Below are 13,020 nucleotides of genomic sequence, written 5' to 3'. Positions count from 1 at the left end.
ACGCATTCGTACCGTCAGGAGACATATGTCAGGGCATTCGAAGTGGGCGACCACCAAGCACAAGAAAGCAGCCATCGACGCTAAGCGTGGCAAGCTCTTCGCCAAGCTGATCAAGAACATCGAGATCGCTGCCCGCACCGGCGGCGGTGACCCCGACGGCAATCCCACTCTCTACGACGCCATCGTCAAGGCCAAGAAGTCCTCCGTGCCCGCAGACAACATCACCAGGGCCGTCAAGCGCGGCTCGGGTGAGGAGGCCGGAGCAGCCAACTACGAGACCATCGTCTACGAGGGCTACGCTCCTGCCGGCGTGGGCATCATCATCGAGTGCCTGACCGACAACCGCAACCGCGCGGCCGCTGAGGTCCGTTCCACCCTGACCAAGGGCGGCGGCTCCCTGGCCCAGAACGGGTCGGTCAGCTTCAACTTCGAGCGCAAGGGCCAGATCATCGTCCCCTCGGAGGGACTGGACTACGATACGGTCTTCGAGAAGGCCGCCGAGGCCGGTGCTGAGGACGTGCAGGACAACGGCGAGAGCTACACCGTGCTGACCGCCCCTGGTGACATGGTCAACGTCCGCAAGGCCCTGCAGGACGCCGGTATGGACTACGACTCCGCCGACCTGGTCCTCAATCCCAAGAGCGAGGTCACCCTGGACCTGGACTCCGCCCGCAAGGTCTCCAAGCTGATCGACAACCTGGACGACCTGGACGACGTGCAGGAGATCTACAGCAATTGGACTGCGCCCGACGAGGTCATGGCCCAGTTGGACGACGAGTGACCTTATGATCGTTCTCGGCGTCGACCCGGGGCTCACCCGATGCGGCGTTGGCGTTATTGAAGCCGGTGCATCGCGCCGGCTTTCCTTTGTTCATGTGGACGTCGTGCGCTCAGACCCGGAACAGAGCCAGGACCTGCGCCTGCTGGCCATCTACCAGGGGCTTACGGCCGCCCTGGACCGTTTCAGCCCCGACGTGGTATCCATCGAGCGGGTCTTCGCCCAGTCCAATCACAACACCGTGCTGGGAACCGCCCAGGCAGCCGGGCTGGCCATGCTTGGGGCGGCTCAGCGAGGCATTCCCGTCGCCCTGCATACACCCACCGAGGCCAAGATGGCCGTGACCGGCAATGGCCAGGCTGACAAGATCCAGGTGCAACGAATGGTGGCCCGCATTCTCGGGCTCAACCAGCTGCCCAAGCCCGCCGATGCCGCCGATGCTCTGGCCCAGGCCATCTGCCACGCCCTAAGGCCTGCCGGGGCCATCCAAGGCGGGGAGCGCGAGGAACATTTGACCCAGGCCCAGCGTCAGTGGGCCCAGGCCTCTGCCAAGTTTGGAAGGCACCGGGGAGTCCAGCGAGACATGTAAGCTGATTCGAACAGACGTTCGATTCCATCGAGGGGTGATCAAGTGCTGGCAATGCTGACCGGGCGGGTGGCCGCCATCGAAACAGGCTCTGCCGTCATCGATGTTTCGGGGGTGGGTTTCGAGGTGCGCATGCCCCAGTCGGATCTGGCCTCCATGCGGGCCGAATCCACGGTCACCGTCTACACCGCCCTGTCCCTGACCCAGGACGCGCTGACCCTCTACGGGTTCCTCAGCCGCACCTCCAAATCCCTCTTCGCCCAGCTACAGAAGGTCAGCGGCATCGGACCGCGCGTGGCCCTGTCCATCCTCGCCACTCTGAACTCGGACCAGCTGGCCCAGGCCGTGGCTGACGGTGATGCTGCGGCTCTGTCCCGTGCGCCGGGCCTGGGCAAGAAGGGCGCTCAAAAGATCATCCTCGAGCTCTCCGGCAAGCTGGATCTGGATGCCGGCACAGGCAAGCAGGGACCCGCCCAGACCGACGATGGCGCCCACCAGGTGGTTGAGGGACTGATCTCCCTGGGCTGGTTGCAACGCGATGCCGAGCAGGCCGTGGAGCAGACCTGCAACGAGGGTGGCTACACCCTTCCCCTGCAGTCGGCCGACATTCCCAAGGTGCTCAAGCAGGCCCTGACACGGCTGGACAGGGGGCGCTGACCCATGGCTGACAAGCAGATGTCTACGGGATACATCGACTCCCAGAATGGCGATGCCCAGGAGGAATCCCTGCGGATGGTCTCGGCCCGGCCCATCGAAGGCGAGCCTGTCAGCGACGAGGAGCTGCGTCCGGAAACCCTGGACGGGTTCATCGGCCAGCCCCGGCTCAAGGCCCAGCTGGGGCTCTTCCTGGAGGCCGCCAAAAAGCGGGACGTGGCCCCGGATCACATCCTGCTGGCAGGCCCTCCAGGCCTGGGCAAAACCACCCTGGCCATGATCGTCGCCCACGAGCTGGAGGTGCCCATCCGCGTCACCTCGGGGCCGGCTGTTCAGCATGCCGGCGACCTGGCCTCCATCCTGAGCTCCCTGGAGGCCGGCGAAGTGCTCTTCATCGACGAGATCCACCGCCTGCCCAGGGCCGCCGAGGAGCTGCTCTACATCGCCATGGAGGACTTCCGCGTGGATGTCATGGTGGGCAAGGGCCCCGGAGCCTCCTCCATTCCACTGACCCTGCCCAGGTTCACGGTCATCGGCGCCACCACCCGTGAAGGCATGCTGCCCTCGCCCCTGCGGGCCCGTTTCGGCTTCACCGCCCATCTGGACTTCTACCCGGAGGAGGAGCTGGAGAAGCTGGTCGAGCGATCGGCCAAGGTGCTGGGCATCGTCCTGCAGGATGATGCCGCCCATCAGCTGGCCCTGCGCTCCCGCGGCACACCCAGGATCGCCAACCGCCTCCTGCGCCGTGTGCGCGATTGGGCCATAGTCCACGATCTTCCCGAAGTCGGCCCCGATGACGTCAAGCAGGCCCTGGCCCTCTACCAGATTGACTCTGAGGGGCTGGACCGTCTGGATTTGGCCGTCCTCAAGGCCATCGTCAACAGTTTCGACGGCGGTCCCGTGGGCCTGAACAACCTGGCCGCCATGGTGGGCGAGGAGGCCGAGACAGTCGAGACGGTCTGTGAGCCCTACCTGGTGCGCGAAGGCTTCCTGGTGCGCACCCCAAAGGGCCGTGTGGCCACCACCAAGGCCTGGGAGCACCTGGGCCGCAAACCGCCCGAGGATGTCATGAAGCTGTTCTAGACTGGGGTCTTCGCAGCAATGCACATCGCCGTTTGATGCCCGCCAAAACAAGGAGTGGAAACAACCATGGGATCCATGCTTTTCATGATCGTCATCATTGCCCTGATGATCGCCATGATGTGGGGAAGCTCCCGCAAGAGCAAGCAGCAGCAGGCCGCCGTCCAGGACTTCCGCCAGTCCCTGCAGCCCGGTGACGAGGTAGCCACCACGACTGGTCTTCTTGGCAAGGTCGTCTCCGTGGACCTGGAGAAGGAGCAGGTGGTCATCGACTCCGAGGGTTCGCAGTCCCGCTGGCGCATCCAGGCCATCACCAAGCCCCCCATCGTCCCCGCCTACATCCACGACGACGAGGTTGACGAAAACGGCAACCCCCTGCCCGAAAATGCGGATGCCCCAGCCGAGGTCACCGACGCTGAAGACACCACCGCCGACGACAATGCCGATGGTGAAGACACCGCCGCCGACGATACTGCCACAGAGAACTCTGCCGCTTCCGAGGGCAAGGATAAGGCCGAATCCAAGTCGGATTCCGAGCCGGAGCCGGAAGACGAATCAGACAAGGCCGAGACTGAGGATGAGGAAAAGTCCGATGACGCTGACGAATCGGATGCGTCCAAGGATTCCAAGGATTCGGATTCGACTTCCGCCAAGTCCTGAACATCATACGCGCGCCACACCTTCCGTCAGGCTGACTCCGAACGGAAACGCGGCGCGCGTATGATGGCCCCGGCAACCACTTCCAAGGAGCAAAACAGAAAGAAGATCATGGCTCAATCGGACGATATCAAGGTTGGAGAACTTAAGCAGGTGGGCGATGACGACGCCGCTTATCTGATCTCATTGATCCGTACCATTCCGGACTTTCCCAAGAAGGGGATCCTTTTCAGGGACTTCATCCCGGCCATGTCGGACCCCAGGGGATTGGCCATCATCCTCGACGCCATGAAGCGCACCCTGCCCATCAAGCCGGAGGACTTCGATCTGGTCGCCGGGCTTGAGGCTCGCGGCTTCTTGATCGGCCCCCAGCTGGCCTGCGACCTGGGTAAGGGCTTCCTGCCCATGCGTAAGGCTGGCAAGCTCCCCGATCCTACCTACAGCCAGGAATACGCCCTCGAATACGGCAACGCCCGCATCGAAATCGAGCAGGGCTCCCTGCGCCCTGGCCAGCGAGTCCTGATTGTCGACGACCTGATCGCCACCGGCGGTTCCGCCCAGGCAGCTGCACGCCTGGTGGAGCAGGCCGGAGGCCAGGTGGCCGGTTTCAGCTTCGTCATGGAGCTCAACGGTCTGGACGGTCGCAAGGCCCTGGGCGCCTACCCGGTCACCTGCCTGATGAACATGCCCGCCTGAGCACGATTGGGGGACCATCACCATGGATTTGTACGAATACCAAGCCAGGCAGCTGCTCGCTGAACATGGCATCTCCCAGCCAAGGGCCGTCTATGCCTCAACCGCAGAAGAGGCCGGCCAGGCAGCCGACGTCATCGGCTATCCCTGCATGATCAAGGGCCAGGCCACGATCGGCCACCGGGGACAGGCCGGAGCCGTCAAGCGGGCCGAGAATCACGAGCAGGCTGTGGCCTTGGCCGAGGCCATCCTGCCCATGAACATCGATGGCCATCCGGTCAGCGGGATCCTGGTCACAGAGGCCCGCAACATCCTGCACGAGTACTACCTGTCCATCTCAGTGGACCGCACCTCCCGGGACTATGATGTCCTGGCCACGGCCAGCGGCGGCACCGAGGTGGAGACCATCGCCCGCGAGCACCCCGAATCGGTTCGGCGCCTGCACATCGGCCCCCTGGAGGATTTCGACAGGCAGGCCGCCCGCACCATGGCCGAGCGCATCGGCTTCTACCATGCCGATCTGGAGCAGGCTGCACAGATACTTCTGGGCATGTGGCACACCTTCCAGGACAGCGATGCAACCCTGGTCGAGATCAACCCCCTGGCCAAGGTGGGCGACCCTGACGACGAGGCCACCAAGCACCTGGATGCCCTCGATGCCAAGATCTCCCTGGACGGGAACGCAGCCTTCCGGCACGACGGATGGAAGCGGTTCACGGACCCAGCTCAGGTCGACCCCCTGGAAGCCAAGGCCAAGGCTGCGGGCTTGCACTACGTCCATCTGGACGGTCAGGTGGGTGTCATCGGCAACGGCGCAGGACTGGTCATGAGTTCCTTGGATGCGGTGGCCGGATCAGGACAGCGCCAGGGCCTTCCTATCGGACCCGCGAACTTCCTCGACATCGGCGGCGGAGCCTCTCCTGAAGTCATGCGTACCAGCCTGGACGTGGTCCTCTCCGACCCCAAGGTCCGTTCGGTCATGGTCAACGTCTATGGAGGCATCACCTCCTGCCAGCAGGTGGCCCAGGGCATCCTGGCCGCCGTGGATGCTGAGGGTGAGCAGGACCAGAACGACGACCGGCCCATCGTGGTCCGCTTTGACGGCAATGAGGCTGCCGAGGGGCTGGACCTGCTGGCCAAGGCCCAACAGCCTCGGCTCAAGGTGGCCCGCACCATGGAGGAGGCGGCAGACCAGGCCGTGGCCCTGGCCGCCCAAGCAGGAAAGGAGACGGGACGATGACCCTCTTCATTGAAGACGGCGCCCCCGTCATGGTCCAGGGCATGACCGGTCACCAGGGCATGGTCCACACGGCCCACATGATGGCGGCCGGCACCAACATCCTGGCCGGAGTCAACGCCCGCAAGGCCGGAATGACGGTCGACTTCGACGGTCCGGACGGCCAGACCCGTCATGTGCCCGTATACGCCGACTGCACAGCCGCCCGCCAGGCGACCGGAGCCCGTACCTCTGTGGTCTTCGTCCCGCCCAGGTTCGCCAAGGATGCCATGGTCGAAGCCATCGAGGCCGGCATCACCCTGATCGTGGTCATCACCGAGGGCATTCCCGTGGCCGATACCGCATACTGCGTGGCCCTGGCCAGGGAACACGGCTGCCGCATCGTTGGCCCCAACTGCCCAGGACTGATGACCATGTCCGACCGACCCAACGGCGTCGGCGTAGACCTGGGCATCATCCCTCAAGGTATCGCCGGTCGCGGTCCGCTGGGACTGGTCTCCAAGTCCGGCACACTGACCTATCAGCTCATGGGGGAGTTGTCCTCCATCGGATTCACCGCCTGCCTGGGCATCGGCGGCGACCCCATCGTCGGCACCACCATGCTGGAGGCTCTGCAGGCCTTCAACCGCGATCCTGAAACCAAGGCCTGCGTCATGATCGGCGAAATCGGCGGCTCGGCTGAGCAGGAGGCCGCCCAATGGGCCTCCACCCACATGACCAAGCCCATCGTGGCCTATATCGCCGGCTTCACCGCCCCAGAAGGCAAGCAGATGGGCCACGCCGGAGCCATCATCTCGGGCGGCAAGGGCACGGCCGCTGACAAGAAGGAAGTGCTTGAGTCCGTCGGCATCAAGGTGGGTACCACACCTGGCGAGACGGCCCGCCTGACCCGCGACCTGCTACGGGAGCATGCCATCATATGACCGACAGGGTGAAAGTGTGGCTCCGGGGGGCCCTAGAGGCCTTCCTAGCCATACTTATCTACACTGTCGCTCTCGGCGCCTGCATGGCCCTGCTCCTGCTCATCATTTCCATTGAGGAGGGCGGGCCATCACTGTCCATGGCCACTGTGGCCCTGACGGAAACCATCACCCTGCTCACCCAGGGCTGTGGATTCACGGCCGGGGCCCTGACCCTGACCATCATCCCCTTGCTGCTGACCGGCCTGCTGATCTGGATGATCCGCTCCCTGGTCAGTCGACTGGGCATGTCCGTCGGTGGTTGCATTGCCGGCCTGGTCGTCTGGGTGCTGTGCAGCCTCATCCTCATGCAGGGCAGTCAGACCGTCCAGGTGGACACCACCCCGGTCATTCTTTTGCGGACCAGCCTGGTCTTCCTATTGGGTTACGGCTGGGCCTGGGTCCGCTCTGAACCATTCCGCCAGGCTTTCACCAAACGAATTAAAGAGACCGTGCCTGTTCAGGTTCGCAGGACCATTCGGCTTGGGCTCACAGCCGGATCGATACTCTTGGCCGCCATGCTGCTCGCCGGCCTGATCGCCCTGATTGTATGGATCGCCCTCTATCACGGAGACGTGGGTCGTCTGTTCAAACTGACACGTATGGGCACCGCCTCGGCTGTCACGACCAGTCTGGCCTCCCTGGCCTGGCTACCCAATCTGATCATCTGGGCTACCTCCTGGCTTTTCGGAAGCGGTTTCAACATCGGCGGGCTGGCGACCTTCACCCTCTGGTCAGGGCACGCCTCAAGTCTGCCCTCGCTGCCCCTCTTCGGGCTGTTCCCGGAGCCGGTCTACCGGCAGGAGGTTCGTCTGCTCCTGCTCAACCTGCCTCTGCTGGCCGGAGTGGTCGCCGGCATTCTGCTGCTGACCGGACCATGGGGTGTCAGAATTCACGCCGCTGTGCGCCAAGCGGGACTGAAGTCCCGAGATACCGCAGTCTGCTTCCTGATGGCAACCTTGGCCATGGCCTTGACCTGGCTGGTCACCCTGCTCGGTCTTGCCCTGCTTTTCCAACTCTCCAACGGGGCCCTGGGCCGCCATCGACTTGCCGGAGTGGGCGTACCCATAGCCTCCTCCCTGCGCATGATCGGGACCTCCCTGGGGGTAGGTCTGCTGGGAGTATGGCTGCTGGCACTCGTTATTGCCGCCTTGATCATCATCAAGGACATCCTGATTGACTATCTGCGCCAGGCAGACACCAAGAAGACTTCCGCCAAGGCGGAAAACAAGGAAAAACACAACCAATCACGCGGTCAGGGGAGAAAGGAGTCCAAGGCAACCGACCGAGCAGACACACCACGACAGGTCTCGTCCACCCGCAGACCAGGCAAGTAGGTCCGAAGGTGGCGGGGCGCCTCGGCATTCAAGCATAGGAGTAGGAGTTTCCATGGTCACCACGAATCGAACCATCAACCGAGCACTGGTCTCGGTCTACCACAAGCAGGGTCTTGAGGCCCTGGCATCAGCCTTCCGCCAGGCAGGCACCGAGGTCGTCTCCACCGGCAGCACCGCGAAGAAGCTGCAGGATCTGGGCGTCCAGGTCACCCCGGTGGAAAAGGTCACCGGTTTTCCCGAGAGTCTCGACGGCCGGGTCAAAACCCTGGATCCGCATATCCATGCCGGGCTGCTGGCCGACATGACCAATCCCGACCATGTCCAGCAACTCAAAGACTTGGGCATTGCCCCCTTCGACCTGGTGGTGGTCAACCTCTACCCCTTCGAGCAGACCGTCCTCGAGGGCGCCGATGCTGACCAGTGCTTGGAGCGCATCGACATCGGCGGCCCTGCCATGATCCGGGCCGCCGCCAAGAACCATGCCAGCGTGGCTGTGATCACCGACCCGGACGACTATGCCCTGGCAGCCGACCGCATCGCCTCCGGCACCGGTTTCAGCCTGGCCGAACGCGGACGTCTGGCTGCCAAAGCCTTCGCCCTGACTGCCTCCTATGATGCGGCCATCGCCGAGTGGACAGCGCGCACATGGGTCGACGACAAGAAGGACAAGGCCGAGGATCAGAAGCCAGCCCAGGCGTTGACGCGCACCTGGCGTCTGGCCAGCCAGCTGCGCTACGGGGAGAACCCCCACCAGAAGGCCGCCCTCTACCTGGACCCGTTGGATCGTGATGGCTTCGCCGCTGCAGAGCACCTGGGTGGGGCCAAGGAAATGAGCTACAACAACTACGTGGATGCGGATTCCGCCTGGCGCTCGGTCTGGGACTTCCCCGACCTGCCCGCAGTGGCCGTGGTCAAGCACTCCAACCCCTGCGGTCTGGCCGTGGGGGAGGACATCGCCCAGGCCCACCGCCGCGCCCACGCCTGCGATCCCATGAGCGCCTATGGCGGGGTCATCGCCGCCAACCGCACGGTCACCCTGACCATGGCCCAGCAGATCAAGCCGGTCTTCACCGAGGTGATTGTGGCTCCAAGCTATGAGCCCGAGGCACTGGACCTACTGCGGACCAAGAAGAACCTGCGCATCCTGTCTGTGCAACGCCGTCCACGTCAGCGCCCGATCATCCGTCAAATCGACGGGGGAGCTTTGGTACAGACGCCCGACCTGATCGACGCCCCGGGAGACGATCCCTCCACCTGGCGTCTGGTCTCCGGCAACCCAGCCGACCAGGCAACCATGGATGATCTGACCTTCGCCTGGCGGGCCATCCGCTCGGTCAAGTCCAACGCGGTGCTCCTGGCCAACCAGGGAGCCACCGTGGGCATTGGTATGGGCCAGGTCAACAGGGTGGACTCCAGCCACCTGGCAGTCGAGCGGGCCAACACGCTGGATGAGGGCCGTAACCGCGCCAAGGGCTCAGTGGCCGCATCCGATGCCTTCTTCCCCTTCGCAGATGGTCTGGAATATCTGATCCAGGCCGGCATCAGGGCCGTGGTGCAGCCGGGAGGATCCATCCGTGATCCAGAGGTGATCAAGGCCGCCCAGGACGCCGATCTGACCATGTATCTGACCGGGACACGCCACTTCTTCCACTGATGAAACCGGACCCTGCGGTCAAATGTCGCCCTGCGGCAAATTCTTTGACCACAGGGTCCAATGCGGTGATATGCTGAATGAACTGACCAGCGATGATGCTGACTAGGTACCCATAATTCGAAGGAGATATTGTGACCTATCAGACTGTCAATCCTTTTAACAACCAACTGATCAAGACCTATCCAGATGCCACCGATGAAGACCTGGAGAACGCCCTGGCCCGTGGCCATGACCTTTACAAGACCTGGCGCAAACAGGAGGGTCCCGGTGACCGTCCCGCACAACTGCGTCAGGTCGCCAAGCTCTTCCGTCAGAACGAGGATACCCTGGCAGCCAACCTGACCCTGGACATGGGCAAGCTGGTGGGTGAGGCCCGAGCCGAGGTGGAGCTGTGCGCGGACATCGCCGACTACTTCGCCGACCACGCCGAGGAGCTGCTGGCTCCCGTCCCCCTGGACAACCCCGCCGGCAAGGCCTACTACGTCAAGCAGGCCACCGGCATCGTGTTCATGGTTGAGCCTTGGAACTTCCCCTACTACCAGATCATGCGCGTGTTCGCCCCCAACTTCATTCTGGGCAACCCCATGATCCTCAAGCACGCCTCCAACGTGCCCGGCTCGGCTGTGGCCTTCGAGCAGACCGTGAAAGAAGCAGGAGCCCCCGAGGGCAGCCTGACCAACCTCTTCGTCAACTATGAACAGGTGGACCATGCCATCGCCGATCCCCGCGTCTCTGGCGTGGCCCTGACCGGGTCGGAGCGCGGCGGCGCCTCCGTGGCCAAGTCGGCTGGAGCCAACCTGAAGAAGTCCTCCATGGAGCTGGGCGGCAACGACGTCTTCATCGTCCTGGATGATGCTGACTGGGATCTGCTCAAGAAGGTGGCCCCGGGCGCCAGGCTGACGAACGCCGGCCAGGTCTGCACCTCCTCCAAGCGTTTCATCGTCACGGAGAATCGCTACGATGACTTCGTTTCGCTCATCGTCGATGCCTTCTCACACGCGGTTCTGGGCGATCCCAGCAACCCCGAAACCACGCTGGCCCCCATGTGCATGGTCTCCGCACGCGACAACCTGGCCAAGCAGGTCGAAAGCGCTGTGGCCGGTGGAGCCAAGGTCGCCTACGGCAACAAGCCCTACGATTCGCCGGGGGCCTTCTTCACCCCGACGGTTCTGACGGACATTGACCGTAACAACCCTGTCTACAACCAGGAGATGTTCGGCCCTGTGGCCTCCATTTACAAGGTGGCCAACGAGGATGAGGCCATTGAACTGGCCAACGACTCCAGCTATGGCCTGGGCGGTGTGGTCTTCTCCTCGGATACCGACCATGCGGATGCCCTGGCCCGTCGCATCGAGACCGGCATGACCTTCATCAACGGCGGATGGGTGACCATGCCTGAACTGCCCTTCGGCGGCATCAAGAACTCCGGCTACGGCCGCGAGCTCTACAGCCTGGGCTTCGACACCTTCGCCAACGAGCATCTGATCTTCCAGCACAAGAACTGATCGGACTGCTCCGGCTCCTTGTTGAAACAGCGACCGTGCCATCATCGTCCAAGGGCGATGGCGGCACGGTCGCTTTGCGTCAGCAGCACTGGTAGGCTCGAACCGACAGAGCATGTGCAGAAGGCAGGAGAACATGGCAGACGCGGCTAAGACCGAAAACCCGAACCTCAAGCCCCCGCAACCGCCCAAGACTTCTGGTCGAGGCCACCCCTTCGTCTCGGAGGCTCAGGAGGGTCGTCCTATCTGCGAGGCCATCATCTTTCTCGTGGTGCTTGTCGCCGCGCTCGTGGCCTTCTGCGGATACACATGGGCCGCGACTGGACTGGTGTCCGTCGCGGCCCTGGTTTGCGGCGCCCTGCGTCTGATCCTCAAGGAACGCAGCCCCTGGAAGGTGCGGTCGGTGCCCTTCGATGCCTTCATCAGCATCGCCCTAGGCATTGGCCTGCTGGTCACCTACACCAGCATTCAGCTGATGCTGTGACCCCTCTCAGCTTTCAGTAGGCTTGTCTTCGGATTGATCATCACTGTCTTCTGTTTCCGAAGCAGTATGAAGGGGCTCGACCTGCAGATCGGGAATGGTTCCTGCATTAGCGGGGGCAACAGCATCCTTTCCAGCATCAGCATCCTGCTCTGCATCGGAATCGGATAGAGACGATACATCGACGGTCTGAGCATTGGTGTCTGCAGGGGCGACCGTGTCAGTTGTACCAGCAACAGGGGTTTGAACCGGAGCGGGTGATGCCTGGGCCGATTGATCTTGAGCCTGGGCACCGGCAGGAGCAAAGGCTTCAGCCTGAGCATCCGGGCCCACCTGAGCCTGGGCACCGGGGGCAAAAGCATCAGCTTGTGCTTGTGCCTGAGCATCTGCATCCACCTGTGCAACACGCTGCGCATCAGTGGCAGCGCCCATGGCACGCATGGCCATGTTGTCGGTGATGATGCTGGTCATGATGATGACCAGGGCCACCAGAGAGGCAGCCAGCAGCGGGCAGATCCAGAAGAGCCAGAGCTGGGAGATCGGGCTGACGGCCATGTGCTTGGACTGGGCGAAGATGGCGATACCGGTGGAGCGAGCCGGGTTCAGTCCCGAGCAGGTGATGGGGTAGGTGACCAGCACGCCGACGCCATAGGCCAGCCCGGTGTAGAGAGCATGATTGCGGCGGGCACGTCCGTCAGAGCGCAGGGTGGTGATGGCCGCAGCCACCACGATCATGCAGCCGATCAGCTCAACCACGATGGCCATGGGCGCCCCGAAGGCGATGTGCTGCTGGCCCAGGGTGGCCGCAGCGGGCGAACCGCCGGAAAAACCGTTGACCGAGAACATGAGCCAGGTCCTGTCCGGCACGGACTTGCTGACCGGCACAAGGGCGACAGCGAGTGCACCGGCGCCGATAGCGCCGATCACCTGGGCGACGATGTAGATCAGCCCGTCCACCATGCTGATCTGCGAGGTGAACATGGCGGCTACGGTCACGGCGGGGTTGAAGTGTCCGCCGGAGACGCCGCCAAACATGGCTGTCACGACCAGGTAGGTCAGGGCGGTTCCCAGGACCGGCAGCACCACACTGGGCTGGCCCATGACCAGCTGGCCGAAGCTGTAGGACAGGTAGATGACCGCGCAGATCAGGAAGGTGCCCGCCAGCTCGGCGGCGGCACGAATCCAACGAACATCACGAGGCCTGATCCGCCTGCGGACGGGCTTTGCGGCAACCTGCCCGTCGGCCTGTTCGAGGACCGGCTCAGCACTTGCTTCCATAGTCATGTTCCCCACCTTGCAATCCCTTCGACGACAATGAACAACAACAGCTTCCAGCTTAGGGCAAGCCAACAACACTTCCCTAGGCTCCGATATAGTATGATATGACCTTTTGGCGGCTGCG

At 63.3% G+C, this 13,020-nt stretch carries 13 protein-coding genes; 12 read left to right on the top strand and 1 reads right to left on the bottom strand.

Features of this window, described 5'->3' with window-relative positions:
- Window positions 1-25: 25 nt before the first annotated feature.
- The 12 genes from CI601_RS05805 (at window position 26) to CI601_RS05750 (ending at window position 11,621) form a co-directional block, all read left to right on the top strand.
- Complete coding sequence (locus tag CI601_RS05805; RefSeq protein ID WP_024627747.1) at window positions 26-781, top strand: YebC/PmpR family DNA-binding transcriptional regulator; 756 nt, start codon at window positions 26-28, stop codon at window positions 779-781.
- 4 nt (window positions 782-785) lie between these two features.
- Window positions 786-1,367: a crossover junction endodeoxyribonuclease RuvC gene (gene ruvC, locus CI601_RS05800; protein WP_024627746.1), complete on the top strand. Its 582-nt coding sequence runs from the start codon at window positions 786-788 to the stop codon at window positions 1,365-1,367.
- A gap of 42 nt (window positions 1,368-1,409) precedes the next feature.
- The gene (gene ruvA / locus CI601_RS05795) at window positions 1,410-2,021 is read left to right on the top strand and encodes a Holliday junction branch migration protein RuvA (RefSeq protein ID WP_121914658.1); all 612 of its coding nucleotides are present in this window, start codon (window positions 1,410-1,412) and stop codon (window positions 2,019-2,021) included.
- 3 nt (window positions 2,022-2,024) lie between these two features.
- Entirely contained in the window at window positions 2,025-3,101 is a 1,077-nt protein-coding gene (ruvB, locus tag CI601_RS05790; RefSeq protein WP_229133233.1) for a Holliday junction branch migration DNA helicase RuvB, read from the top strand.
- 66 nt (window positions 3,102-3,167) lie between these two features.
- Window positions 3,168-3,758, top strand: coding sequence for a preprotein translocase subunit YajC (locus CI601_RS05785; RefSeq protein ID WP_121914657.1), 591 nt, complete (start codon window positions 3,168-3,170; stop codon window positions 3,756-3,758).
- Window positions 3,759-3,866: 108 nt separating this feature from the next.
- Window positions 3,867-4,451, top strand: coding sequence for an adenine phosphoribosyltransferase (locus tag CI601_RS05780; protein ID WP_121914818.1), 585 nt, complete (start codon window positions 3,867-3,869; stop codon window positions 4,449-4,451).
- Between the two features lie 22 nt (window positions 4,452-4,473).
- A complete protein-coding gene (sucC, locus tag CI601_RS05775) occupies window positions 4,474-5,688 on the top strand; it encodes an ADP-forming succinate--CoA ligase subunit beta (protein ID WP_121914656.1) in 1,215 nt (404 codons plus the stop codon).
- The gene (sucD, locus tag CI601_RS05770) at window positions 5,685-6,608 is read left to right on the top strand and encodes a succinate--CoA ligase subunit alpha (protein ID WP_121914655.1); all 924 of its coding nucleotides are present in this window, start codon (window positions 5,685-5,687) and stop codon (window positions 6,606-6,608) included. Before sucC ends, sucD begins: the two co-directional genes overlap by 4 nt.
- The gene (locus CI601_RS05765; protein ID WP_121914654.1) at window positions 6,605-7,981 is read left to right on the top strand and encodes a DUF6350 family protein; all 1,377 of its coding nucleotides are present in this window, start codon (window positions 6,605-6,607) and stop codon (window positions 7,979-7,981) included. Before sucD ends, CI601_RS05765 begins: the two co-directional genes overlap by 4 nt.
- Before the next feature lie 52 nt (window positions 7,982-8,033).
- The gene (gene purH / locus CI601_RS05760; RefSeq protein WP_121914653.1) at window positions 8,034-9,635 is read left to right on the top strand and encodes a bifunctional phosphoribosylaminoimidazolecarboxamide formyltransferase/IMP cyclohydrolase; all 1,602 of its coding nucleotides are present in this window, start codon (window positions 8,034-8,036) and stop codon (window positions 9,633-9,635) included.
- Between the two features lie 131 nt (window positions 9,636-9,766).
- On the top strand, window positions 9,767-11,140 hold the full coding sequence (locus tag CI601_RS05755) for an NAD-dependent succinate-semialdehyde dehydrogenase (protein ID WP_121914652.1): 1,374 nt from the start codon (window positions 9,767-9,769) through the stop codon (window positions 11,138-11,140).
- Between the two features lie 133 nt (window positions 11,141-11,273).
- Complete coding sequence (locus CI601_RS05750) at window positions 11,274-11,621, top strand: hypothetical protein (RefSeq protein WP_024627736.1); 348 nt, start codon at window positions 11,274-11,276, stop codon at window positions 11,619-11,621.
- Window positions 11,622-11,627: 6 nt separating this feature from the next.
- Here CI601_RS05750 and CI601_RS05745 read toward each other — a convergent pair whose 3' ends face one another.
- A complete protein-coding gene (locus tag CI601_RS05745; protein WP_121914651.1) occupies window positions 11,628-12,902 on the bottom strand; it encodes an MIP/aquaporin family protein in 1,275 nt (424 codons plus the stop codon).
- Window positions 12,903-13,020: the final 118 nt, after the last annotated feature.

The sequence above is a fragment of the Bifidobacterium sp. wkB344 genome, from assembly GCF_003688305.1.
GTDB lineage: Bacteria > Actinomycetota > Actinomycetes > Actinomycetales > Bifidobacteriaceae > Bombiscardovia > Bombiscardovia mizhiensis.
The sequence above is the reverse complement of the archived record's forward strand: the minus strand, read 5'-3'. Positions and strand labels throughout refer to the sequence as shown.